General features: G+C 46.5%; 18 protein-coding genes. 13 read left to right on the top strand and 5 right to left on the bottom strand.

Annotated features, from left to right (window positions below; translation table 11 throughout):
• Positions 1–56: 56 nt before the first annotated feature.
• Positions 57–1,201 (top strand): IS3 family transposase gene (locus tag L21SP3_RS04985; RefSeq protein WP_390612108.1). Its coding sequence is split into 2 segments (ribosomal slippage): positions 57–318 and positions 318–1,201, totalling 1,146 coding nucleotides; the frame shifts between segments, so codons are not numbered across the junction.
• On the top strand, positions 1,194–1,307 hold the full coding sequence (locus tag L21SP3_RS12355) for a PEP-CTERM sorting domain-containing protein (RefSeq protein WP_077539712.1): 114 nt from the start codon (positions 1,194–1,196) through the stop codon (positions 1,305–1,307). Before L21SP3_RS04985 ends, L21SP3_RS12355 begins: the two co-directional genes overlap by 8 nt.
• A gap of 45 nt (positions 1,308–1,352) precedes the next feature.
• Here the strand turns inward: L21SP3_RS12355 and L21SP3_RS04975 are convergent, their stop codons facing one another.
• Entirely contained in the window at positions 1,353–2,696 is a 1,344-nt protein-coding gene (locus L21SP3_RS04975) for an IS5 family transposase (RefSeq protein WP_227806805.1), read from the bottom strand.
• Positions 2,697–3,384: 688 nt separating this feature from the next.
• Between L21SP3_RS04975 and L21SP3_RS04970 the strand changes: the two genes are divergently transcribed.
• The 10 genes from L21SP3_RS04970 to L21SP3_RS04920 all read left to right on the top strand — a co-directional run bounded on the left by L21SP3_RS04970 (position 3,385) and on the right by L21SP3_RS04920 (position 20,043).
• A complete protein-coding gene (locus L21SP3_RS04970) occupies positions 3,385–4,611 on the top strand; it encodes an immunoglobulin domain-containing family protein (RefSeq protein WP_123785138.1) in 1,227 nt (408 codons plus the stop codon).
• A 333-nt stretch (positions 4,612–4,944) separates the two neighbouring features.
• On the top strand, positions 4,945–5,538 hold the full coding sequence (locus L21SP3_RS04965; protein ID WP_161488106.1) for a LamG domain-containing protein: 594 nt from the start codon (positions 4,945–4,947) through the stop codon (positions 5,536–5,538).
• Positions 5,539–5,577: 39 nt separating this feature from the next.
• The gene (locus L21SP3_RS04960; protein WP_077539707.1) at positions 5,578–7,737 is read left to right on the top strand and encodes a LamG-like jellyroll fold domain-containing protein; all 2,160 of its coding nucleotides are present in this window, start codon (positions 5,578–5,580) and stop codon (positions 7,735–7,737) included.
• A 114-nt stretch (positions 7,738–7,851) separates the two neighbouring features.
• Entirely contained in the window at positions 7,852–11,232 is a 3,381-nt protein-coding gene (locus L21SP3_RS04955; RefSeq protein WP_077539706.1) for a LamG-like jellyroll fold domain-containing protein, read from the top strand.
• Between the two features lie 249 nt (positions 11,233–11,481).
• Complete coding sequence (locus L21SP3_RS04950) at positions 11,482–13,917, top strand: beta-L-arabinofuranosidase domain-containing protein (RefSeq protein ID WP_227806817.1); 2,436 nt, start codon at positions 11,482–11,484, stop codon at positions 13,915–13,917.
• A 688-nt stretch (positions 13,918–14,605) separates the two neighbouring features.
• A complete protein-coding gene (gene metK / locus L21SP3_RS04940; protein WP_077539703.1) occupies positions 14,606–15,787 on the top strand; it encodes a methionine adenosyltransferase in 1,182 nt (393 codons plus the stop codon).
• A gap of 1 nt (position 15,788) precedes the next feature.
• Positions 15,789–16,796, top strand: coding sequence for an adenosine kinase (locus tag L21SP3_RS04935; protein ID WP_077539701.1), 1,008 nt, complete (start codon positions 15,789–15,791; stop codon positions 16,794–16,796).
• Between the two features lie 29 nt (positions 16,797–16,825).
• The gene (ahcY, locus tag L21SP3_RS04930) at positions 16,826–18,253 is read left to right on the top strand and encodes an adenosylhomocysteinase (protein ID WP_077539699.1); all 1,428 of its coding nucleotides are present in this window, start codon (positions 16,826–16,828) and stop codon (positions 18,251–18,253) included.
• Between the two features lie 139 nt (positions 18,254–18,392).
• Positions 18,393–19,208: a glycine/sarcosine N-methyltransferase gene (locus L21SP3_RS04925; RefSeq protein WP_077539697.1), complete on the top strand. Its 816-nt coding sequence runs from the start codon at positions 18,393–18,395 to the stop codon at positions 19,206–19,208.
• Position 19,209: 1 nt separating this feature from the next.
• On the top strand, positions 19,210–20,043 hold the full coding sequence (locus L21SP3_RS04920; protein WP_077539695.1) for an SAM-dependent methyltransferase: 834 nt from the start codon (positions 19,210–19,212) through the stop codon (positions 20,041–20,043).
• Positions 20,044–20,327: 284 nt separating this feature from the next.
• Here the strand turns inward: L21SP3_RS04920 and L21SP3_RS04915 are convergent, their stop codons facing one another.
• From L21SP3_RS04915 to rpsB, 4 genes are all read right to left on the bottom strand, one after another.
• Entirely contained in the window at positions 20,328–21,713 is a 1,386-nt protein-coding gene (locus L21SP3_RS04915; RefSeq protein WP_077539694.1) for a DUF4139 domain-containing protein, read from the bottom strand.
• Positions 21,714–21,844: 131 nt separating this feature from the next.
• A complete protein-coding gene (locus tag L21SP3_RS04910) occupies positions 21,845–22,411 on the bottom strand; it encodes a D-sedoheptulose-7-phosphate isomerase (RefSeq protein WP_161488105.1) in 567 nt (188 codons plus the stop codon).
• Positions 22,412–22,484: 73 nt separating this feature from the next.
• Positions 22,485–23,309, bottom strand: a complete 825-nt coding sequence (gene tsf, locus L21SP3_RS04905; RefSeq protein WP_077539690.1) for a translation elongation factor Ts — start codon at positions 23,307–23,309, stop codon at positions 22,485–22,487.
• Between the two features lie 166 nt (positions 23,310–23,475).
• Entirely contained in the window at positions 23,476–24,477 is a 1,002-nt protein-coding gene (gene rpsB / locus L21SP3_RS04900; protein ID WP_227806816.1) for a 30S ribosomal protein S2, read from the bottom strand.
• Between the two features lie 313 nt (positions 24,478–24,790).
• Here rpsB and L21SP3_RS04895 point away from each other — a divergent pair, with 313 nt between their 5' ends.
• The gene (locus L21SP3_RS04895; protein WP_077539688.1) at positions 24,791–25,843 is read left to right on the top strand and encodes an NAD-dependent epimerase; all 1,053 of its coding nucleotides are present in this window, start codon (positions 24,791–24,793) and stop codon (positions 25,841–25,843) included.
• The last annotated feature ends 14 nt before the right edge of the window (positions 25,844–25,857 follow it).

Here is a 25,857-nt window from a genome sequence, read left to right as displayed (position 1 = left end):
ATTAGACGGTTCCTGAATAATATAAACCAACTCAAATATTTAGAAAGGAACTTAAAATGCGAAGATCGAGGTTTAGTGAAAGCCAGATACTTTCGATTCTCAAGGAGTCAGAAGCCGGTTTAGAGGTCAGTGATTTGACCAGGAAATACGGCATATCCCGTGCCACATTTTACAACTGGAAGAGCAAGTATTCTGGTATTGGCGGCAGTGAGATAAGGCGTTTACGCGAGTTAGAGCGAGAGAACGGCAAGCTCAAAAAGATGTATGCGGACTTATCATTAGAGAATAACGTTCTCAAGGATTTAATAGAAAAAAACTTCTAAAGCCTGCCGAGCGAAAGGATTTTGCCAGGCAGGCACATTCTAAGGGCTTATGCGTGCAATCATCTTGTAAAGCAGCAGGCATCAGCCGGGGCAGTTTTTACTATACTCCTTCAAGAAACGATGATGCTGAGGTAAAAAGACAGATAGAGCTGGTAATAGATTCCCGTCCTCGACGCGGATTTCCAAAGATATTCGACAGTATCCGCCGCAAGGGATATAGCTGGAATCACAAAAAGGTTTATCGTGTTTATAAGGAAAATGAATTTCAGCTTAACAACCGTAAAAAGAATTTGATAAGGCAAATAGAGCGTAAACCTATGCCAGAAGCTACGAGAGCTAATGAGATATGGAGTATTGATTTTATGAGCGATAGTTTGAGTAATGGTCGGCCATTCAGGGCTTTCAACGTTATCGATGAGTTTAACCGTGAGGCATTGGATATTGAGATCGACACGAGCTTACCTTCGCTTCGCATAATTCGTAGCCTTGAATTAATAGGCTCTGATCGGGGTTTCCCCCGCTTTATTCGCAGCGATAATGGGCCGGAATTTAGGAGCCTTCAATTTCGCAGGTTCTGCTGCCGAAACAGAATCAGGCACCGCCGTATAGAAGCAGGCAAGCCTCAGCAAAACAGTTTTATTGAACGATTCAATCGGAGTTATCGAGAGGATATACTTGATATGTACAGTTTTAAGAATTTATCAGAAGCTCGTAATTTAACTTTAGATTGGCTTATAGAATATAATTATGAGCGTGGGCACGAATCACTGGGAGGGAAAACTCCTGTAGAGTATGTCCGCAGTTTTTTGCCTTTCACCCCTCAAAATAATTCTGAAGGGGCAAAAGGAAAAAACTGCTGTTTGAAGGAATTTGTCTAATTATTACTGTTCAAAGACAGGGGAGAGGCACAAGAGTGTTCCAGAACCTTCTACGTTAGTGTTAATAGGAATTGGTATTTGGGGCTTTATTAAAAGAGATAATTAGTCGTTCCTGAAAAATCAATGATTTTGGGGAAACTAAAAAAATATATCAGGCTAATCGAGTCTTTAATTTGCTTTTCATTGCCAAATTTCTGTAAAATTCAATAATTTTAAGCATAAAAATATAGGCAAAAGTAAACTTCTCTAGAAGTTTACGCATATTGTACCCAAAAGCGCTGCCGAGGGCGTTCATTTTGTCCCCTTCTACACCTTTCAAGAAGTTTCTTCCCAACCTGTTGTCTTCTTTGAGGTGGCCTATCGTTGGTTCTATGCTCGATCTTCTCTTAATCCACCTCTTGATACTTCGTTTCTTTTTTCGCCAGCCCTTTTCTACAATTTCAACATTTCCAATATCTTCGCAGCCATGTTTCTTGTATCCTCCATCAACATAAACATCTCCAAGCTTTTCTCTCCCGATTAAATTCATTGTCTGCTTCAGATTAGCCCGAAGAGTATGGCCATCATAAGGGTTTCCTTCAAAGCCCAACGCTCCTACGATAAAATTATTCTTGGCAGTAGTTACAATTCCAACCTTATTTCCAAACTCATATTTCTTGTGGCTTTTGCCTTTCCCAATGCAGCAGACGTGAGGTTCGTGAATACTGTAGAGTTTATTTTTGCTTTTCTTTGTCTGGGCTAAAAGCTTCTTAGCGGCTTGAAGCAATGTATCAAAAATTATTCTTAACTGCTCATTGCCTGCTATATTCCGCTCGACCTCTTTCGTAATTCGCCGCAGGTAGTTCCTTAATTTCTTCACTTCTTTTTTAGCTCTTTTGAACTGTTTTGCACGTCGATACCTGCCCTGCATTACATACGCCCTTTTCCCAACCCTTTCGTAGCTTTGGCGAAGTTGGAGTTTTGATGCTTTTGCAAGATCTACAAGCTTAATGCGCAGTTTGTGGCAGAGTTTTGCGTCGGTCGGATAAGTGATGTTCTTCTGCTGAACGGTTGTATCTGCAACGAGCTTGTTGAAATCGTTCTTTTTGATAACCTTAAGCTTCAAGCCGGCTTTGATAGTTTCTTCGAGCAGCTCTTCAAGACCATCAGATTTTACCTTATTACGCCACTTAGTCATACTGGTTGGATCAATAGGAGGCTCGTGCTGGAAGTATCTTTCGCCGCAGAAATACTGCCAGTAAGGATTCTCAACCCAGCCGGCAACGATTGCTTCATCGCTGAGATTGAAAGTGTACTTGAGATACTGAAGGCCGACCATCAGGCGAATCGGCTTGGCCGGCCTGCCTGAATCAGGACTGTATAAACTGCCAAACTTCTCTTCAAAGCGAGACCAGTTGACAACCTCTGAGAGTTGGACTAAAGAGTGATCAGGATTTACAAGAGGTTTTAATGGCTGCTGAAAGAGTAAGCCTGCTTTATTGTTTTTTGCCTTCATTATTTTGTCCCAATATTGCAATGTTTTGATAGATGTAAGATAAACACTTGCAATATTATACCATATCTCGAAAGCTTTTCAATCATATAAACCATTATCAGAAAAGAATTTAAGGAAATTTTAAACTTTTTCAGGGGCGACTAATTAAATCGCTGCTGCAGGGGATAGGGCTATGCTGGAGAGCAACCCGAGCGCTGCAACTGTCAAACTTGGGAAAAGGCGGCCTAAAAACCGCCTTGCCTATTAAATTCCCAGGTTTGCCTAAAGCGATAAACTCCAGCCCGCCTCAGGCGGGCTGATTAAATTAGCAAAGCGTTGCGCTTCAAATTAAAATTCAAGGTGTCATTTATTTTACACCATTAATTGCGGTTTTTTTATTTGAAAAAAGTTTTTTTAATTTTTTTTTGTAAAATTTCAGCACCTTTGGATATAAGCTTTTAAGAGGTTGATAAAACTGGCTTCTAAGATAAAACTTAAGTTTGTTATAAAGGTTAATCCGTTTGACTATGCAGTTAAACAGGAAAAATATTTTGATTAGTTCTCAAAATTGGTTGATAAAAGCTGCCGCAAATCTTTCGGTGTGCAGCCGCAGACCTGCGCAGTCTTTTTTTCGGTGAAGGCGTCGTTGTTCGGCGCTTAGAAGTAATGTTTTAATCTTATTCCGGAGGCAATGAAAATGCTGAAAAAAATGAAATCGTTAATCTTTTTGTGTTCAGTTCTCGCTGCAGCGGGCGTCTGGGCTGGGGGTATTGTTCCCGGCTTTGATGATGCCGATGCGCTCTGCGATTATACCGCTGCAAGGGATGGCCAGACAAGCGATCCTGTTAATATCAGCCCAGGCAGCCAGATCACCTTTGCTGCACGCTTCACACCAGCGGCTATTGATGTTAGCGACGATGCTAACCCAATAGTTGTTCTTGAGGTAGGCGGTACAACTTACGGAAGCGGGCTCTACATCTGCAACGGAACCCTTGTTTATGCCATCAAGACCGGTGCTGGGGGAACTCCTCAAACAGGGCTTGAAGACCTTAATTTGGGAGACGGCGCCGCATCTGTTATTCTCGGCGATCTTCAGGCCGAAGAGCAGGTAGAGGTGTTCCTTTCTCTCGAGCTTTCAACAGGGAAAATTGCATACAGCATCAGCGGTGATTATGCAGTAAAAAAATTCAACAACTACCCTGCACAAACCAACCTCACAGGAAACAATTCCGTTGCATTTCTCGGTGCAGGCGGCTTGAATTCCGACCATATGGGCGGTTTAACAGGCGGAGATAACGGTCAGATGGATCTTCTCAATGCCGATCATATCTTCAGTATGCAGGGAGTTGAAGGTGCTGATATCCGCGGGCAGATTTTTAATGATGTATTTGATGATTCCTACATCCCGCACGACCCTAATCCTGCATCAGGCGAGATAAATGTGGACCCGAGCACAACCACAAGCCTTTCTTTCTACACTGCAGAAGACCTTGCAAACCCGGGCGCTCAGAATCCTGATGTAACTGCACATTTCGTTACATTCTATGAAGGCGCTGACGGCGAGCCGAATATGGATCAGATTATCTCTGAAGACACAATCGCAGCCGGCGAAGACCCCATCAGCTTCCATTATTCATTCCAGAGAGGCGATGAGGTGTTCTGGCAGATTGAAGAGCAGATCAACGGCGCAGCCAAGGGCAGCGAAGAGAACATCAAAGGCCCGGTTTGGTCTTTCAAAACTCTCAAGACCATTCCATCGTTTTTAGACAATCCAGATGATCAGCTCGTATTTGAAGATGAGGATGCTGTATTTGTATGCGGGATCAATTCAGGCGAGCCGATTTCATCTTTGAATTGGTATAAGGTTGGCGAGCCTGATGTTTTGGTTGATGATTCCGATCCGGACATCACAATCACAACCGTTCAGGACGGTTAAGACTATACTTCAACCCTCACAATCACAAACCTTGAAATTGCCGACGAAGGCCAGTATTACTGTCAGGCAGAAAACCTGAACGGCACAAATACTTCAGACAGCGCTTCGCTCAAGCTCAAAAGGCTCGTAGCCCATTACCAGTTTGAAGGCGATTACACAGACTCTGCCTCTGGCTATGATATAATCCCTTACGACTCTGAGCTTACAGGCCAGTGGACAGAAGGTGTTATAGGTCAGGCCCTTAACCTCAAGGATTTTGCCGATGAAAGCGCTGACCCATCCAGCTCCGGCGGAAACACTGCCGGAATGCTCTATCCGGGCGAAGGAACAGATATGATTACTTTATCAGCCTGGATTCAGTGGAGCGGGCCTAACCCTGCCGGCGGTTTTTGGTCTCACTGGTTTGGAAACGATGGAGGCGGCGGCTTTAATTTCGCCATTCAGGCAAACAGAGGAGCCGGGAGACTGCATATTAACAGCCCCAATGGAAATATGGACCCATTGTTTGACAACTTCCTGCCCGGTTCAATTACTAATCTTATTCAGGACGAATGGGTTCTTGTAACCGTAGCTGCAAATACTGAAAGCGGAAAGCTTTATATGAATGGTCAGCTGGTGCTTGAAGACTCTGATTTTTCAATCGCCACTAATGAGACAAACATCTATGTTGGCTGTGAAGGCAGCAATACAAACAAACCTGCATACGGGTATATTGATGATGCTAGGGTGTACAACTATATGCTCAGCGATGATGAGGTAGCCCAGCTTTACTACGACGTTACAGGCGAATCGGTATGCTCTGATTTTAATGCAGAAAATCTCCAGTACGATTTCGACGGAGACTGTCAGGTTAGCCTTAGCGACCTTCAGGCTGCTGCCGGAGGCTGGCTTAATTCCAAGCTTTATCCTTCAGACGGTTCGCTGTAATTGTTGAGAGATGTTTAAGACCTATTAGGAGATAATAAAATGAATGCAAAAATAAAACTACTTACAATTCTTTTCGCCTGCTTTATTGCAGGTTTTGCGGCAGCGGGCGATATTGTGCCCGGCCTTGATGATGCAGCTGCTGAATACGATGGAACCACACCTCTGGATAACGCAAACACTGTTACTGCGAATACCAGCTACAAAACAACATTCGCCGTTGTCTGTACGCCAAGTGCTGATGATATCTCAAATTCATACAGCGGCTCTGTTGTAGTGCTTGAGAACGGCGGAAACGGCAACGGCTCAGGAATTTACATAACCAATGGAATGTATGTCTTCTATGCAAAAGACGATGGAAGCGGCAATGCATATCCATCCGGCATGTATGATACAGACCTCAGCGACAACAGCATAAGCCTTCCTGTCGGAGCTGCAGTTGCTGATACCGAGCAGACCGTATATTTTGCTTACGATGCCCCCGCAGGACAAGGCTATGGCGAAGTGGACGGAGAGGCTGTGAGCTATTCGGTAACAGGTTTCGATGGCCAGATAGATCTTAGCGGCAGCCGTACTGTTACCTTCCTCGGAACTCACGAGGGCGGCATTGCCGGAGGCCCTGGAAATCTCGGCGCAATGACCGGTAATTCCGAAGCACCAGATATTTACAACACTGCAAATATCCGTACCTTTACCAATCCTGTGGTAGGCAATATCAGGGCGCAGATCTTTTACGATGTAAATTTTGATGTGCTCCCTAACGACCCGAGCCCCGCAAATGGTGAAATAGATGTGGACCCAGATGCCGTTACACAGCTTCAGTTCGATGCCGCAGAAGACCCTGAAAATCCGGGCTTTGTGAACCCGAATATTACAGGCCATTTCATCACTGTTTACAGCAGCTATTCGCCGGATCCGAATCAGGCAAATACCGTTGATTTTGAAACTTTCGTGGCCGCAGGCAATGATCCGCTTACTGTGCCTTACAGCTTCCAGCTCGGTGATGAACTTTACTGGCAGGTTGAAGAGCAGATCGGCGGCGCATCAAAAGGCGATTCTGCCAATATAACCGGCCCTGTCTGGAGCTTTACCGCTCTTCCTGCAATACCGGTTATCGATTCACAACCAGCTGATGCTGCCGGCTTTGCCGGAGAAACGCTTAGCATGAGCTGTGAATTTACAAGCAAAAGCCCTGCTAACGTATTCTGGGTTAAGGCAGGCGAGCCGGAAATCATCCTTGATGATGCAGACCCCGATATTACTATCTCAGGCTCTCAGCACGGCGACAGCTACGTTTCAACGCTTGAAGTGGCCAATATTGAGATAGCTGATCAGGGCGAATATCTCTGCAGAGTTGGAAATGCAGACGGCAGCGTTGATACTGCATCTGCCAAGCTCGGTGTTAAACGTACGATTGGCTACTGGCCCCTGGACGGCGATTACACAGACGCCTCAGGCGAAGGACATGATGCAGACCCAAACATAGTTCCTCAGCCCGAGCAGTGGGTTGACGGTGTTGACCCTGCAAAGACCGGCCAGGCCCTCGATACTGTTCCAGAGCCGTTTGCAGCAGCGGTAACTCAGCCGTTTGCCCCCGCTGCCTACACAAACGAAATGAGTATTTCGCTGTGGGTGAAATGGAGCGGCGAGGAATCACCAGGCGGATTCTGGGCAGGCCTCGTTTCAAGCACGGGCGAGAACGGCAACAACTGGTTCTTTGAGCTTTCAGCCGACGGACAGCTTCATGCAAACGCTCCGGGATACGATGCCTGGGGCAATCTTGATGCAGACAAACTAACTCCAGGCGAATGGACACACGTCGCCCTTGTTAATGAAGCAGGCGAAGTTGGCAAGATGTACATAAACGGGGCACTTGTTGCCGTTGACGAGACTTATCAGGTTTCAAAGGCGGAAAATCCTGTATATCTACTGTGCAACGGAATTCTCGCAGATGGTACGCTGGACAGACCGGCTGTAGGTGTATTCGATGAGATTAAAATGTACAACTATGCCCTTACCGGCGAAGAAATTGTTGCAGAATACTACGATATCACAGGTGAAACTGTCTGTACAGACCCGTATTCATCAGACTTGCAGTTCGATATCAACGGCGATTGCGAAGTAACCCTCGCTGATTTTGCTGTGTTCGCCGCTGATTGGGGAGAGTGTAACCTGCTTCCATCATCAGCTTGCGATTTCTAAAAAGATAGAGTAGAATCATCGCATAAACAAATTAAGACCCGTTGGCGAAAAATCCAGCGGGACTTTTCCTGTATCGTCACGTAACACAAATATATTTTGTTTTTAAGGAATAATATGACAGCAATATTTGTATTTATTTTAATTTTCTGTTCATTTGCAGCGGGGCAGGGTGAGATTGTTTTTGATGTATCTCAAGCTCAGTATCCGCCTGTTGTGAACAAATTCAGCGACGGCGTTTTCTTTGATAATACAGAACGCCGCGACCATAACGAGATGATAGCCCGCATGGATGAGATGAAATGTCTGATGATTGATTCGAATATCAGGGAATCCCGCAATAATTACAAAAACGGCTCTGATACGATGATTGGCAACAATCCGCTCAATCCGAACAATCCCAACGGGCTTTTCTATATCGACCAGCAGGGCCAGGTGCAGGCAAACTGCGATTTGAACTGGATTGAAAGACGCTCGGAGTGTCTTTCGGCTGGCCTTCTAAATTATATCCGCTGGGACGGAGTTCCGTATTTAGCAAACGATAACCCCGACGATGATTATTTCACTCTCGACCCGTTCAGAGAGATTGCCCCGAGCGATCCCAAACCCAGCGACTACAACCCCCCGTCCGCACAGGCAGACCGCCCGCTTTTTGCTCAAAAAATGGGCGAGCTTATCGAAAAAATGCACGATAATGAACCCGATTTTGTGCCCACTATCTGGTCTTTCTGGCAGGAGGTGGAGCATTGCCTCGGCGATCCTACCCCATGGGACAATCTTACTGCTGCGGATAAGATGAACAACCTCGAGATGTTTATCAATGATTTTTACGGCAATTTAGTGCCTCTGATAAAGGATATTGACCCCGATTACAAAATCGCCGGTATTCAGCAGAATTCTGCGATGTCTGAGTGGAGCAGTTTCAATCTTATTTCAGATTACGGCACGATCGGAGGCTCCGGCCTCGGAAATGCCGCCCACTTCTGGGCTGAGATGGAAGAGCAGAACGCACGGGAGTATCCCTTTGATTATCTCACAATTCAATCTTACCGCGGAACGAATATTCCCTCTCACCATATACCAAACAGCCGCTTTGCGCTGAAGAATCTTATGGCAGAGCTGCATCCTGAAAAGATTAACCGCTTCAACAAAACTTCAATTTTCATCAATGAGGCAAAGTATTACAAAACTAAGCCCCCCGAGAGCTCCATTGCCGAGATTAAATGGCTCTTAGACCTTGCCGATATCCCCGAGCTTGCTTACGTTTCATTAAATGTTATGCTCAGAGACTACAATCAGGAGCCGAGGGTTCGCTTTCTGGAAGTCTATAACGCTATGCCTGAGGGCAGATTGGCCGCCCAGAATTCATCCCCGCTCAACTGCCTCGCGTCTTTCCAGCCCGCAGACGGCTTCTATGCATTTTTCTGCAACGATTCCGGTTCCGCAGGCAGCGCTGATATAACGCTGAATAACGCAGGGCTCACCGCCTCGGATGAAGCGGCTTTCTGGAAGCTTGATTATGACAGCACCGATATGTATGCACCTTCATTCTGGACTGCGAAAAATGATGCTGTTCGAATTGACGAGAATACCTGGCAGATGCCCTATGAAGCCGGGGAGATTATTTTTATGGCAGTAAACGGCAGCCCTGAGATTTATCCGGGGCAGAACTACTATCAGCTCAGCCCCGAGAGCAGCCTTGCCCTTCGCGAGAGCAAAATCCAGCGCGGGGTTTACTCCTGCCATGATATGTATGTCCCTCGCAAAAACGATATGACTTCCAGCAAGTGGGGATATCTCACCCCGCCCGAACCGGAGGGCATGGGATACTTCGACCAGCAGCAGGGCAGGATGATTCTCGGCGTGAAGAACGACTCAGGCGCAGGCTGCGCAAGCGTGAATCTCAGAGAAGTTCCCGAGCACAATTATTTCGTAAAAGCAGATTTCTCAGGCGTCGGTCTGCCTTCGCCCCTCCCGCAGGATAGCTCGCTTATGCTGCGTCTGGATTATCTAAGCGGCGAAGAGGCAGTAGAATCGCATATTATTGCAGATTCCTCTGCCGGTAATCCCCTCAGCTTTGATGATATAGGCTGGTTCGCCCCGGGCGATGCTGTTTATTCCAGCACCTCGGACATTTGGAATCAGAGAGAATTCATCCTGCCTGTAAGCTCTTGGCAGCCTGCGGGCTGGGCGGAGGCAGATGGAGGCCTGCGCCGAATACGAATCTCTTTGCTCCTTGCCGGGCTCAGCGAACCTGCGGCTCTTATGTGTGATTTTGATGATACGATAACAGTATCCCCGCCGGAGATTTCCTCCCAGCCCGAAAGCGAAACGGTGCCCGCAGGGCAGAGCGTTCAGCTCACAATAAGCGGGACAGACATATCCGAATATCGGTGGCATAAGAACGGCTTACCCATCCCCGACGACCCAACGAACACAGAGCATTTTGGCGAAGACGGCCCAAGCCTTGTGTTGATGAATGTTCAGCCGGAGGATGAGGGGGAATATTCCTGCGTTGTGTATAATCAGGATGGTGCTGCTGCTGAAACTGAACCTGCTCAAGTGATCACTGAAAGGCTTGCTGGCTGGTGGAAATTTGACAGCAACCTCTCCGATTCGGTCAATCAGAACGTCCCTTCTGCTCAGCCCCGCAACGGTGCAGCAAACTCTCCCGCATTTTCAGCTTCAGGTATTGACGGGGCGTGCCTGAATTTGGATGGTACAATCAGCTCCGCCGCTGTTATTCAGGAAAGCGAGGATTTCTTCAATTTCTTCACACGCGGCTATACCCTCAGCTTCTGGGTGAAAAGCAAAAGCCAGACCTCCCTGCCGGCCGGCTTTGCAGGAAAGCTTTCAGAGTCAGGCTCAAAGGGCTTCTCCGTTGGGGCAAACTATCTAGGAAATGCTGTGAGCATCCTTCACGGAGGCTGGTATTATATGAACTCAGGGGGAAATGTATGCGATGAGAGCTGGCATCTTCTAACAGCGGCTTACGACCCTGCAAACAGCGAAGGACGCATTTACATAGACGGCGAGCTCGCCAAAACTGCCGATTCTCTTGGAACTCCGCAAGGCTCTCCTGCTGAATTCGTGATAGGGGCATCAGGGCTTTCCTCAAATGATGCTTTTAACGGCCTCATTGATGATGTTCGGGTTTGGACTTATCCATTGGCTCCGATTGATGCGGCGAATCTCTATCTCGATTTTGTCCCAGAGGCGGAAATTTGCCTTGCTTATCCGCAATACGATATCGCAGGCCCGGGCGGGGCAGGAGAGCAGTATAGAGACTGCATTGTCGATTTCTACGACCTCTCTGCTCTTGCTCAAAGCTGGCTAACTGGAGAAAACCAGCTCGATTGTGCATCGTATCCGGAATTTGATTTCGCCGGCGAAGCCGGAACAGGCCAGCAGCATAGAGACTGCTTTGTTAATCTGTATGATTTTGCTGTGATTTGCTCGCATTGGCTCCAGAGCAATATAATCGCATCCCAGCAATGAGCCGCCGGCTGATTCTGCGTTTTTTTGTTGCAGATGAATCTTAAAACCTCATAACCTAATTAACGAGCAGTTTTTTAAAAAAATGTGTAAATTTTCAGCTCTGCTGACATTTATAGTTCGAAAGTTTAATTTAGAGTAATAAATTCTGCAGTTCAGAATTGTTTTCGTATCTTGATATTTGTTTTTATATGCGAGGTTTTTATGATGAATCCGATCTTACGGAGATTATTGTTATCTTCGGCAATGTTTATGGTAATTTCAGCAAGCCTGAAAGCAGGCGAGGTAGAATTGGTGGAAAAGCCTGATGATTCAGTGAACAACTCAAATTACGTATCAAACAGGGATCCGCTGAAAGAAACTCCCCTTATCAAGCTGCCAATCGGTTCAATCGAGCCGGAAGGCTGGCTCAAAAGAAAGCTCGAGCTTCAGGCTGAAGGGTTTCACGGCCATCTGATGGATATAAGCAGATTCCTCAAAAAAGAGGAAAATTCTTGGCTCAGCCCCGAAGGAAAGGGCAAACGCGGCTGGGAAGAAGTGCCTTACTGGCTGAAGGGCTATCTAAACCTTGCTTATGTTCTCGATGATGAGCAGATGATAGATGAAGCGATGGTCTGGATTGAAGGTGCACTGAACAGCCAGAAGGAAGACGGCTGGTTCGGCCCGGATAAGAAGCGTTCCGGCGTTGCTACAAAGCTCAGCGGCAGAGACGACCTCTGGCCTAATGCTATTATGCTCTTCTGCCTGCAGGACTACTACGATGTTTCTGGCGATGAGCGCGTGATTGAGCTGATGACAAACTACTTCAAATACCTTGCGAAAGTCCCTGAGGATAAATACCTCCTTGGCTACTGGCCTAAAATGCGAGGCGGAGACATCCTCTACAGCATCTACTGGCTCTACAACCGCACCGGCGAGAAGTGGCTGCTTGACCTTGCAGAGAAGAACCACAGACGAACCGCCCGCTGGGATGAAGACGTTGTAAATTGGCACAACGTAAATATAGCTCAGGCCTTCGGCGAAGGAGCTACATACTGGCTTCAGTCTCACGAGAATTCCGACCTTATGAGCGCATACAGCAACTGGCAGAAGGTTCGTGATATCTACGGACAGATGCCGGGCGGTATGTTTGCTTCTGATGAGAACTGCCGCAAAGGACACGACGACCCGAGGCAGTGCGTTGAAACTTGCGGGATGGTGGAAGAGATGCTCTCGGATGAAACGCTTATGGCAATCACAGGCGATACTGTATGGGCAGACCGCTGCGAGGATGTGGCGTTTAATTCTCTGCCCGCTGCTCTCACCGCTGAGATGGACGGAATACGCTATCTCACGGCGGTAAATCACGTTAAAAGCGATGATCAGGAGCATAATCCGGGCATACAGAACGGCGGCCCTATGCTCCATATGAACCCGCACAGACACCGCTGCTGCCAGCACAATTTCGGCCACGGCTGGCCCTATTTCGCCCAGCACCTTTGGTATGCCTCTGCAGATAACGGCATTTCAGCAGTTTTCTATACTGACAGCAAAGTAACTGCGAAGGTTGGAAAAGCAGGCGAGGAGTTTGTAATTAAGCAGACAACGAAGTACCCATTCGACGGAAAGGTGTATTTCGAGATTGCTTCGGGCAAGCCAACAGAATTCCCCGTTTATCTCAGGATCCCCGGCTGGTGCAGCAGTCCGGAGGTTATGGTAAACAGCGAGGAATATGCCTTCTCTAACCAAGATGACGGCGGATTTGTAAAAATCAGCAGAAAATGGCAAAAGGGCGACACATTCCAAATCAATATGCCGATGAAGATAACCGTTAAGAAATGGACTGAGAACCACGACAGCGTTTCGGTTAATCGCGGCCCAATAACATTCTCATTGAAAATCAAAGAGAATAAATTCCGCTCCGGCGGCACAGATAAATGGCCTGCTTACGAAATCCACCCCGCCTCAGACTGGAACTACGCCCTTGAGCTTGCAGACAGTCCTGAGGAGTCTTTCGAGCTGGTTGAGAGGGTATGGCCTTCGGATCAGATGCCTTGGACGCACGAAGGCGCTCCGATTATGCTGAAGGCCAAGGGAAGAAAAATCCCGCAGTGGCAGCTGGACAGATTCGAATTGTGTCAGGAGCTGCAGGACAGCCCGGTAAAAACCGACCAGCCCGTTGAAGATATAAAGCTCATACCGATGGGTGCAGCCCGTCTTCGCATCTCAGCTTTCCCCACAGCGGGGCACGGCGAAAATGCAGCCCAATGGCAGCCTCCTAAAATTCCGGAGCTTCTGCCTTACTCGGCAAGCGCATCGTTTGAAAATGACACCTTGGAGGCAATGTACGATCAGGTGCACCCTGAAAGCTCAGGCGACCAGTCAGTCCACCGATTTACTTGGTGGGACCATAGAGGCACGAAGGAATGGGTTCAGTACGATTTCGATAAGCCCAAAGCTGTTTCGAAGACAAGCGTATATTGGTTTGACGATACAGGCAGGGGGCGATGCCGCGTGCCGCAGTCTTGGAAACTGCTATACAAAGATTGCGGCAAATGGAAGCCTGTGAAAACCAGACAAAAATTCGGCACAGAGCTGGATAAGTGGAATACCGTTTCCTTTGAGGAAGTTAAAACTGAATCTCTGCGGCTGGTTGTCCAGCTGAAGCCGGAATTTTCCGGCGGAATACTTGAATGGAAAGTAGATTAGCCGTCCAAATGATGATTAGCTAAATCACATTGAATCCGATTTTTAGGCCTGAACGTTTGAAGCGTTCAGGCTTTTTTCTTGAACTTAAAAAGAAAAAATGAAAGCTGAAATTTTACGTTAAACATTATTATTTTGAAAAAAAATGAAATTTTTTCCTGACTTAACAAGACCTCTCCACTATTGTTGATTAGACCGCCTATTGGGCTGGTAAGCTGATTTTTCAGCATTTTTTTAAAATTATTCTTTCTGCTGTTCAAAAAAAATAAAAATTTTTTTATAAACCTTACTTGACATTTCCGCAGTTTTCCCCTAAGGGTATAGGGGAGTTGAGAGAAAAAGCAGATTGTATTGGATCGCTGATTCGCAGTTTCTCGCTGGATTAGTGTAATCTGCAAATATATAATTTCACGTTGCCGTTCAATGGCAGCGTTGCGACCGGGAAAATTTTCCCGAGAACGATTGGCCCCGCATAAAGCGGTTGATCTTGATTAGGTCTATAAGACTGAAAGTGGGACGTATAGGCAGCTTGTTGCTGCGGACGTTTCCCCGTGCCATGGGCGTGTTCACGCCCGATAAGCGGAAGAACGAAGAACGGCAGAAATGCGCCGGTTGAAATATGCGCATAAAGTGAGCGCGGTTTTGCCCGGCTTTAGTTAAAGAAAAAAATGATATTATTTTAGGAGAAACTATGAGTAAGATTCTTGACGAACACGTGTTTACTTCAGAATCAGTTAGTCCCGGACATCCGGACAAAGTTTGCGATCAGATTTCTGATGCTGTACTGGATGCCTGTCTTGCGAAAGACCCGAAAAGCCGTGTGGCCTGCGAAACTCTTGTAGGGCACAATCTTGTTGTTAATGCCGGCGAAATCACCTGCAGCGGAATTGATTCAATCAATACCGAAAAGGTAGCCAGGGATGTTGTTAAGGAAATAGGCTACGACAGGAGCGAGCTCAAATTCTGGCACGATTCGTTTGAATACATCTCACGCATACACGGACAGAGCCCGGATATCTCTCAGGGAGTTACTGAAGGCCAAGGCCTCTTTGACGAACAGGGAGCAGGCGATCAGGGTATGATGTTTGGATATGCCTGCAATGAAACAGCAGAGCTTATTCCAACCCCGATTGCACTGAGCCATCGTTTGCTGATGGAGCTTGATAAAATACGCAAAGACGGAAAGATCGACTATCTCAGGCCTGATTCAAAATCTCAGGTTTCTGTGAAGTATGTTGGAGGAAAGCCTCAGTATATTACAACAGTGCTTATCAGCCATCAGACTGATGATGTTCCGCTGGATAAAATCCGCGAGGACCTTGTAAAAGTCGCCAAGGATGTTCTTGAGCCTACCGGTCTTCTGCGTGAAGATACAGAATACTACATAAACCCTACAGGCAAATTCGTTCTCGGCGGGCCTTATGCAGATGCCGGCCTTACAGGACGTAAGATTATCGTTGATACCTACGGCGGCGTAGGAAGCCATGGCGGCGGTGCTTTCTCAGGTAAAGACCCGTCTAAGGTTGACCGCTCTGCTGCTTACTATTCACGTTATGCAGCGAAGAATATTGTTGCTGCCGGTCTTGCTGAGAAATGCGAGATTCAGGTATCTTATGCTATCGGTATGGCAAGGCCTTTGAGCATCAACGTGGAAACATACGAAACCGGCAAGGTTGATAACGTTAAGATTCAGAAGATCCTTGAGTCCGGTCAGATTTTTGATTTCCGTCCGGCTGCAATACTTGAAGATTTGAATCTTCTCAATCCGTCTGGATGGACATATGTAGATTCAGCAAAATACGGACACTTCGGCCGTGATATGTTCCCTTGGGAAAAGACTGATAAAGTTGAACAGCTTAAAAAGGCGCTTTAATATGGCTCGTTTAGAAGAGAAAAAAATTATTGGCGTAGGCTCGCCTGTAATGGATCTGCTTGCGAAAGTGGATGATGAGTTTGTATCAAAGCATGCAGGCTCGAAGGGCGGTATGGAGCTCGTAGAGGATATGCAGATTCAAACAATCGTGCAGAACCTCCAAACAGAGCCGGCCATAGCCGCCGGCGGCTCTGCCGCTAATACAATTTTTGCTCTTGCAAAGCTTGAAGTTGCTGCTGCTTTTCTTGGAAAGATTGGCAGAGATGACACTGCCAAGAAATATCTAGACCAGTTCCAGAAGCTTAAGGGCGATCTTTCGAAGTTTAAATACTGCGATGAATCTGCTACAGCCAAATGCCTCAGCCTCGTTACTGAGGATGGACAGAGAACAATGCGCACGTGTCTTGGAGCAGCGGCTAATATGGCCGTGGCTGATATAGACGTTGAAGATTTCAAAGGATACGACCACGCCCATTTTGAGGGTTATCTGCTTTTCAACAAGGATATGGCAGTTTCAGCATTAAAGGCAGCAAAGCAGGTAGGCTGTTCGGTAAGTCTGGACCTCGGGTCTTTCGAGGTGGTAAAGGCTGCCGGCGGGGAGCTCAGCGATATACTTCGTGATTATGTGGATATTGTCTTTGCTAATGAAGATGAGGCAGAGGCTTTCACAGGAGACCCCGATCTCGAATCAGCCCTTGAAGACCTCGGCAAGCTTTGCGATGTGGCAGTGGTTAAGCTTGGTGCGAAAGGAGCTATGCTCCTTGATGAAACAGGCAAGGCTGTTGTAGGAGCAGGCGAAGCTGAAGTAGTTGTGGACACTACCGGAGCCGGCGACTACTGGGCAGCGGGTTTCCTTTACGGATACCTCAACGGACTGCCTCTTAAGGAATGCGGAGAGCTTGGTTCTCTTATTGGTGCGGAAGTAGTTCAGCATCTGGGTGCAGATTTGCCTTCTGAGCGTTGGCAGAATGTGCTTGAACAGTTTAAGAACCGAGTTTTAGCAGAATAAATGTTTTTTCAATAAATGGAGAATTATATATGACTCAAACAAAGTCTATTAACAAAAAAATCAGTGATTACGCAATTGCGGACATCGGACTTGCAGAGTTCGGGCGCAGAGAAATTGAAATTGCAGAAAAGGAAATGCCCGGTCTTATCGCTATGCGTGAGAAGTACGGGCCTGACCAGCCTCTAAAAGGCGCAAAGGTTATGGGAAGTCTGCATATGACTATCCAGACCGCTGTGCTTATCGAAACCCTTATTGAACTGGGTGCGGATGTTCGCTGGGCATCGTGCAATATTTTCTCAACTCAGGACCACGCAGCATCAGCTATTGTTGCTCGCGGAGTCCCGGTATTTGCCTATAAGGGCGAAACTCTCGAAGAGTACTGGCAGTACACAAAGAGAGCTCTTACTTGGCCGGACGGCAGCGGGCCGGATATCATCGTTGACGACGGCGGCGACGCTACTCTTATGATTCATCGCGGCTATTACGGCGAAGATAATCCTTCAATGCTCGATGAGCCTACAGATAATAAAGAAGTTAAGATTCAGAACGAGCTTCTCAAGGAAATCCAGAAGGAAGATAAAAAATTCTGGCATAAGCTCGCTAAGAACTGCCGCGGAGTTGCAGAAGAAACCACAACAGGCGTTCACCGTCTCTATCAGATGAGAGACAAAGGTGAGCTGCTCTTCCCTGCAATCAACGTGAACGATTCTGTAACAAAGTCTAAGTTTGATAATATCTACGGCTGCCGCGAATCCTGTGTGGACGCTATCAAGCGTGCTACGGATGTTATGGTTGCCGGCAAAACCGCAATGGTATGCGGCTTTGGCGATGTGGGCAAAGGTTCTGCTCAGGCGCTTTCAGCTCACAGGGCGAAAGTTCTTGTCAGTGAGATAGACCCAATCTGCGCTCTTCAGGCTTGCATGTCAGGCTATACTGTTCGTACCGTTGAAGAAGCTCTACCTGAGGCAGACATTTACGTTACAGCTTCAGGTAACTGCGATGTAATCACAGCGGAGCATATGAGCAAGATGAAAGATCAGGCTATCGTATGCAACATCGGCCACTTTGACAATGAGATTCAGGTTGATGAACTTAATAATTGGCCGGGCGTTACAAAGACAGAAATAAAGCCCGGTACGCATCAGTACACATTTGAAGACGGTCGTTCAATATACCTTCTTGCTGAAGGAAGGCTTGTGAATCTGGGCTGTGCTACTGGCCATCCGAGCTTTGTTATGTCTAACAGCTTCTCTAATCAGACTCTCGCTGCTATAGACAATTGGCAGAAGGATAAGAAGGTAGATGTTTATCACCTCGACAAAGAGCTTGATGAAGAAGTAGCTAGGCTGCACCTCGGAAAGCTTGATGCTCACCTTACAAAGATGACAAAACATCAGGCAGAATATATCGGCCTGCCGGTTGAAGGACCTTACAAGCCGGAACATTATCGCTACTAAATGAAATACTGTACCGGAGGGCTTGTGCCCTCCGGTTTTAACTTTCGTTTTTATTAATAAATCTCCGAAGGGCAGGTGCGCCGGAGGTGCGCCTGATATCCTTCTGAAAACAGAGATGTGAGTTTACGGAGAACTTAAAATGACATTTAAAGAAGAACAAACATTTGGAACAAAACCGACAGCAGTAAGAGACAGCGATCACTTTACCAGTGAGTATGTTGATTCGCTTGCTGAAAAATGGGATGACATCATAGATTGGGACAGCAGAGCGCAAGGCGAAGGCAATTTCTTTATCGATAAGCTTCGTGAATACAACGCAAAGTATATTCTGGACGTTGCTGCTGGAACAGGCTTTCACAGCGTAAGGCTTATTGAATCAGGATTCAGCGTTACCAGTGCAGACGGCGCACCCTCTATGCTCGCAAAGGCATTTGATAATGCAAAGGCAAGGGGTCATATAATGCGTACGGTATGCGCAGACTGGAGATGGCTCAATAGAGATGTGCACGGCGAGTACGATGCAGTAATATGCCTCGGCAATTCGTTTACGCATCTTTTCAACGAGCACGACCGCCGCAAAGCACTTGCCGAGTATTACGCTGCTCTCAAGCACGACGGCGTTCTCATCATCGACCAGAGAAACTACGATTCTATCCTTGATGACGGCTATTCAAGCAAGCACAAATTCTACTACTGCGGCGATAAGGTAAGCGTTCAGCCGGTGCACGTGGACGAAGGGCTTACACGATTTGAGTATAAGTTCGCAGGCAAAGACAGCTTCCATCTGAATATGTTCCCTATAAGAAAGAACTATATGAGAAATCTGCTTGGTGAAGTAGGTTTCCAGACAATTACAACTTACGGAGATTTCCAGACAAGCTTTGAAGAGTCTGAGCCGGATTTCTATGTCCATGTTGCTGAGAAGAAATATAATCCAGAGTTAAAGGAGAAATAAAATGAGTACAGCTTATTCCAAACCGGTACAGGTTGCAAGGGATTATTACAACAGCGAAGATGCGGACAATTTTTATTTTCACGTATGGGGCGGTGAGGATATTCACATCGGCCTTTATGACGGGAAAAACTCCATCCGTGAGGCAAGCAGAGAAACAGTTAAGGCGATGGCAGCCAAACTTTCAAAGCTCGGTTCTGATGTGAAGATTCTTGATATTGGAGCCGGCTACGGAGGTGCAGCACGCTACCTCGCAGCTGAGTATGGATGTCAGGTTACCTGTCTGAATCTCTCTGAAGTTGAGAACGAAAGAGACAGGCAGATGAATAAGGAACAGGGGCTCGACCATCTGATTGATGTTGTTGACGGTGCATTCGAAGACCTGCCCTTCAAAGACAGCGAATTTGATATAATATGGTCTCAGGATGCTATCCTGCACAGCAGCGACCGTGAGAAGGTTTTGAAAGAAGCTTGCAGAGTCCTCAAGAAGGGCGGCGAATTTGTATTTACCGATCCTATGCAGGATGACAACTGCCCGCCAGACGTTCTTCAGCCTATCTACGACAGAATCCACCTCAGCTCACTCGGCAGTCCTGCTTTCTATAAAGAAGCTGGCGAAAAGGCAGGATTCGAGTTTGTAGAGTTCGAAGACCATACATCTCAGCTCCCTACTCATTACGGCAATGTCCTCAAGGAATTCGAAAAAAGAGAAGATGAACTCAAAGGTATTGTTAGCGATGAATATGCTGCTAATATGAAAAAAGGACTTCGCCACTGGGTTGAAGGCGGAAACAGCGGCCACCTTGCATGGGGAATCTTCCTTTTCAAAAAACAATAATTCTCTGATATAAGAGATTCCTTTTCAATTGAGAACGCTGTTTAATACCAGCGTTCTTTTTATGTTTAGCAGGGTTCTTAATGTGATATTACGAGTAATAAATTTTTTAACAGCGAAATTAAGGGCTTGAAAACAGGAAGATTTTGATTGCTTTATTATCTTTGTTCTTCTTGTTATGATCGAATTGAAACAGCTTCAGGCAAGTAGCCGCCCGAATGATTAACCCTGCCCGGAAGTGAGAGAATCGGGGCAGGGTTAATATTGCGGTTTATGGTTTATGTTTGTTATCGGCTGATTTGAGCCTCAAAGGTTATCTTTGTCTCATCATTGGATTTCACGGGAACTTCAAAGCGTATTATCCCAGCTTCAGGCTTCTCGTAATCAAGGTTGTTGTCATATACACGGCAGTTTGAATAGCCGGCTGGGTATTTGAAATCCACTTCTACAATGCAGTCTTCATCCTTGTGGTTTCTGATTACAGCTTCCTTGAGGAATTCTTTGACCCGGGCATTTCTCACGTCTGCTTTGACGGTTTTGAATTCGCCCACAATATCAAAAGCCTTGCCCGTCTGAACCTTCACCTTCTCATCTTTGGGTGTATGTTTGATTCCTGATTCGCCTACAAATTCAAGGCTTCCGTCTTCTTTATCTTCTTTGAACGCACGGATAAGCCCTTCAGGAAGAGGCATTCCCATGGCGTTTTCTTCGCTGTTGACAAATTCAAAATTTATAGACGGGTTGTTCTCGTGCTTGCTCGTATTCATTATCTGTGAACTGAGTTTATAAGTCTTATCTATATCAACGTTCTTAACGTTTTCAATGAACCTGATCTGCTTAACCTGCTTGTTGTTTACTGTGCTTTTCCGCCCGAGAGTATAGAGGTGGAAATCCTGAAAGGCCTTTTCCTTGAATCCGCTGCCGCTGTCTTTTGATGCTGCTGCGTAAAGCTGTTCCATCCTGCGGTTTGTCTGGGGCTGTTCCTGTTTCACATCGCCCGCTATCAGCTTTATCTTAGCGTTCTTGAAATCCTTGCCGGATTTATTATCTATCGTAACCCATCCGGAGAATTCCATCTGCTTTTCGGAATCGCTTAGGATCATTGAGTAGTTTGCCTTCCAGCTTATTCTTGAAACCATATACGCAACCTGACAGGGCAGTGTCTGGTCTTTGTCCGAATCAGCAAGCCATACGAGCGTGGGTTTTGTGAGCATATCTCCATGTTCTTCTCCGAATCTAACGCCCTTTATCAAATCCCTGTTTAATATATGAATGCCGGTCCTGCTGCGAACCACAAAATCATTGCCTTTGAATGCGAGAAGCTCATATTCGTCCCGAAGCGGGGCAACGTTCTCATCTCTCTGTACGAATAATGTGATTTTCTTGCCAATGTATTTTTCGAGCAGTTTGTAGGGATCTACAAGATCGTATTCGTAGTTCTGCTCCAGAAGCGATATCTCAGCGTCCTCCATCGGCCTGAAGCTAACGCTGGTAGGATCGATGGTTTCAGCTACATCTGTAAATTCAACCCTGCTCGTTCCCTTTTCAAATTCAATATCCCGCACTTCCTTAACCACGCCGAGATTGTCATTATAGATTGTCAGTGCTGTTTGTGAACCTGCGAAAACCGCTGCGGCAACTGCTGTAAGGATAAACAAATTTAATGATTTCATCTTAAACTCCTTGAAATATATTTTAATATATAATAATTTGTCTTAATTGTTTGACAAATCCAAGAAGTGTTTGTTCCAGCAAAAATCTGAATGGAATAAAGTGCTGCAGAATCAAGTTTCTTTTGTGCTGGTTAAATCAGCTCTTCTACCATCCCGCAGATAATATGGTATGCTAAAACGTGTATTTCCTGAGCGGTGCTTGTGATTTCGGTGTTAGCGCAGATGCAGCAGTTGGAATGGGATTCGATAATGGAATTAGGCCTGCCAGTGAGTGAGATTATCTCAGCCCCGATTTGCTTGGCTTTCAGGATAGCCTTGAGCACGTTCTCAGAGCTTCCGCTTGTGGAGATAGCCCAAAGGATATCCCCCTTTCTTACATAAGCCTCAACCTGCCTTAGGAATATGCTGGAATAGTTGAAATCGTTTCCAAGGCTCGTGAAAACTGCCGGATCGGCTGTGAATGTCATAGCGGGCATTGCCTTGCGTTCTTTCTTAAACCGGCCTACTAGCTCGCTTGCAATATGCGAGCAGTCCGCCGCAGACCCGCCGTTGCCGCAGAGATATATCCTGCCTCCCTTTTTGAAGGTTTTCGCTATTATCTCTGCTGCCCGAGTGAGTGAGTCGCTGCTGTTTTTCTCAAAGTTGTCGAGAGCTTTTCTGTGTTCAAAAATGTATTCACTGATTATATTTTCAGTCAATTTCAAGCTCCCTGAGTTAAAAGACGTTCGGCAGAATCTCCGCCGAACGCCTGAGGGTGTCATTATTTATGCTTTAGCCTATTGCTACTCTTTCAAAAGCAAGAATCTTAGACCCGCCTGCACCTTTAACTGCCTCTTCGACAGTCATTTCTTCATTCTTAACGAATTTCTGATTTACAAGGCAGTTCTCGGAAATCATCTTGTTGATCTTGCCTTCAACAATCTTATCAATAATCTGAGCAGGCTTATCTTTCATCTGCTCCTTGGCGATTTCTCTTTCCTTCTCGATAACTTCCTGATCGAAGCTTTCCGCATCCAGAGCCATCGGCTTAACAGCTGTAATGTGCATGCACACCTCATCAGCAAGCTTCTGAAGCTTTTCGGAAGGGCTCTCGCAGGCTATCTTCACAAGAGCGCCCATTTTGTTGTTGAAATGAACGTATGAGCCCACAACTGTATTCTCTTCAGAGCTCAGCTTTGCCCAGTCGCCGATTTCGGTTTTCTCGCCTGTTTTGCTCACAAGCTCGGTAATCAGCTCGGAAACCTTTTTGCCGTCGATTTCCTGTTCGCTAAGCTCGCTGCCCGGAGCTGCCTGAAGTGCTGCATCTGCAACCTTCTCAGCTACCTCTTTGAAATCATCGTTCTTTGCAACAAAGTCCGTCTCGCAGCAAAGGGAGGTCAGTACGGTATCTTTCCCTGAGCTCTTAACGGTAACTTTGCCCTCTGAAGCGCTGCGGTCTGCTCTTTTTGCCATTGTGGCAAGCCCCTTCTTGCGAAGGAGGGTCATTGCCTCATCGAGGTCGCCGTTGGTTTCGGCGAGGGCCTTCTTGCAGTCCATCATTCCCTGCCCGCTCATTTTGCGGAGTTTCATTACATCGGAAGCGTTTATTTCAGCCATCTTTATTTATCTCCGAAATATTCTGCATCTAATACCAAACAAACCTGCAGTTCCGGGAAGCCATTTTCCCGGATTCTGCAGGATTAAATTACATTCTAACAAAATTTTCTACAGCCCTTTAAGACTGATTCTCAGCAGAGGTAGCATTCTCAGAAGTCTTGCTCTCTTAGACGGAAGGCTCAGGTTTTTCGCCCTTTTTCTCTTCAGAGCTTTTTTCCTGACCTTCAGGCTTTGAATCTTGAGCCTGTTTGGGTTCAGAATCTTCTTTCTTGGATTCTGTTTCCTGCTCAGGCTTCTGCTCAGCTGTTTTTTCAGGTTTTTGTTCCTGAGCTTCAGAAGCTTTCTTATCGCCGTCTTTGGGCTCAGATTTCTTCTTTTCGCCTTTATCTGACGGGGCGGGAGCACGTTTGTCCTGAGGCTTTCTCGGCTTTCTCTTGCTTCTGGTCTTGGTTTTGCCTTCATCTTCTGAAGCAGCCTGAATGCGTGCAAGCGTTTTGCCTTCTGCAACAGCAGAAGCGAGCTCGTGAAGAATAATGTCAACAGCCTTTGTTGAGTCATCATTGCCCGGTATCGCAACATCCACCATATCCGGATTTGAGTTTGTATCAATGATTCCGATGGTAGGGATCTTGAGCTTCTTTGCTTCACTCAGGGCGTTCTTCTCTTTCATTACGTCAACAACAACTACCGCTCCCGGGAGTTTGTTGAGGCCGCGGAGACCGTCAAGATTCGATTTGATCTTGTTAAGCTCACGCTTGAGCATAGCGCCCATCTTCTTGCTTTCGCTCTCGATAGACCCGTCCTGCTCCATCTTTTCGAGCTGTTCCATCCTCAGAACCCTCTGACGGATTGTACGGAAGTTTGTCAGCGTACCTCCAAGCCAGCGGTTTGGGATAAAGTGCATTCCGGTCTGTTTGGCTGCGTCTGTAACGGCCTTTTTTGCCTGACGCTTCGTGCCTACGAAAATCACGTCTTTGCCCGAAGAAACCACCATGGTAAGGAGCTTTTTAGCTATCAGCAGCCCCTTGAGTGTTTCCTTCACGTTAATAATGTGGATCATTCCGCGTTTGGCGAAGATGTACGGTGCCATCTTAGGATGCCAGCGGGATGCTCCGTGACCGAAGTGTACGCCTGCTTCTATCAGCTGGCGTGCCAAATCCTTATTCACGAAGTTTACTCCTAAATTAAAAAATAATAAGTTGTAAATCCTTCTACGTCGAAGGATAAGAACGCAGAAGATACATTTTCAGCCTCGTTCTGTCAAGCAATAAATAATGGCGGAAAACCGAAAAACGGGATTTTAGCCTGTTTTTATTGCTTATCAAAGAGTCTTCAAAAGCCGTATTTGCTTGCACAGAAAACTTTTATTATTAGAATACGCAAAATAACGTATGCAGGGTTTCCTTGCAGCTTTGAATACAGCACCAGCTGCATTTAGTGATTGAATTGGTTAAAAAACAATATTTCAGTAAAGGCTGAGAATGAAAATTTTAGTTACCGGAACAGTCGGATTCATCGGTTTTCACCTTGCAAGAGTGCTCCTTGAAAGGGGAGATGAGGTTGTAGGTTTAGACAGTGTAAACGACTACTACGACGTCAACGTTAAGTACGGCCGGCTCCGTGAAACCGGCATCTCTCCGGAAGATATCGAATACGGAAAGCTGATTCAGAGCTCGAAATACGAAAACTATCGCTTCATAAAGCTAAAGCTTGAAAACGGCGAGAATCTGCAAAAGCTTTTCGAGCAGGAAAAGTTCGACCGAGTGTGCAATCTTGCCGCTCAGGCCGGCGTTCGCTACAGCCTCGAAAATCCAAGGGCGTATGTGGATGCGAATATTGTGGGCTTTATCAACATCCTTGAGGCTTGCAGAAAAAGCGAGATAGAGCATCTCGCCTATGCCAGCAGCTCCAGCGTTTACGGGCTGAATGAGAAAATGCCCTTCAGCACCTCCGATAATATTGACCATCCAGTGAGCCTGTATGCCGCCAGCAAAAAGAGCAACGAGCTTATGGCGCACTGCTACAGCCACCTATACAGCATACCGACAACCGGCCTGAGATTCTTCACTGTTTACGGGCCTTGGGGAAGACCGGATATGGCTCTGTTTATATTCACCAAGGCGATCCTTGAGGGCAGGCCGATAGATGTGTATAACTACGGCGATATGAAGCGTGATTTTACATATATAGATGATATTGTAGAAGGCGTTAAACGCGTTATTGATAATCCGGCCAAGGGCAGGGAAGACTGGTCTGGAATGAATCCCGACCCGGGCAGCTCGATAGCCCCGTTCAAAGTGTATAACATAGGCAACAGCTCGCCTGTAAGGCTTATGGACTTTATCGAGGCGATCGAGAAAGCCGCGGGAAAACAGGCTCAGAAGAATATGATGCCCATCCAGCCCGGAGACGTGCCTGCTACATGGGCAGACGTTACAGACCTTACAGAAGACCTCGGCTACCGACCAAACACGCCGATACAAGACGGCGTAAGACGCTTTGTGCAGTGGTATCGCGAGTTTTATAACGTCTAATGCAACAGATATTT

The sequence above is a fragment of the Sedimentisphaera cyanobacteriorum genome (assembly GCF_001997385.1).
GTDB classification, from domain to species: domain Bacteria; phylum Planctomycetota; class Phycisphaerae; order Sedimentisphaerales; family Sedimentisphaeraceae; genus Sedimentisphaera; species Sedimentisphaera cyanobacteriorum.
The sequence above is the reverse complement of the archived record's forward strand: the minus strand, read 5'-3'. Positions and strand labels throughout refer to the sequence as shown.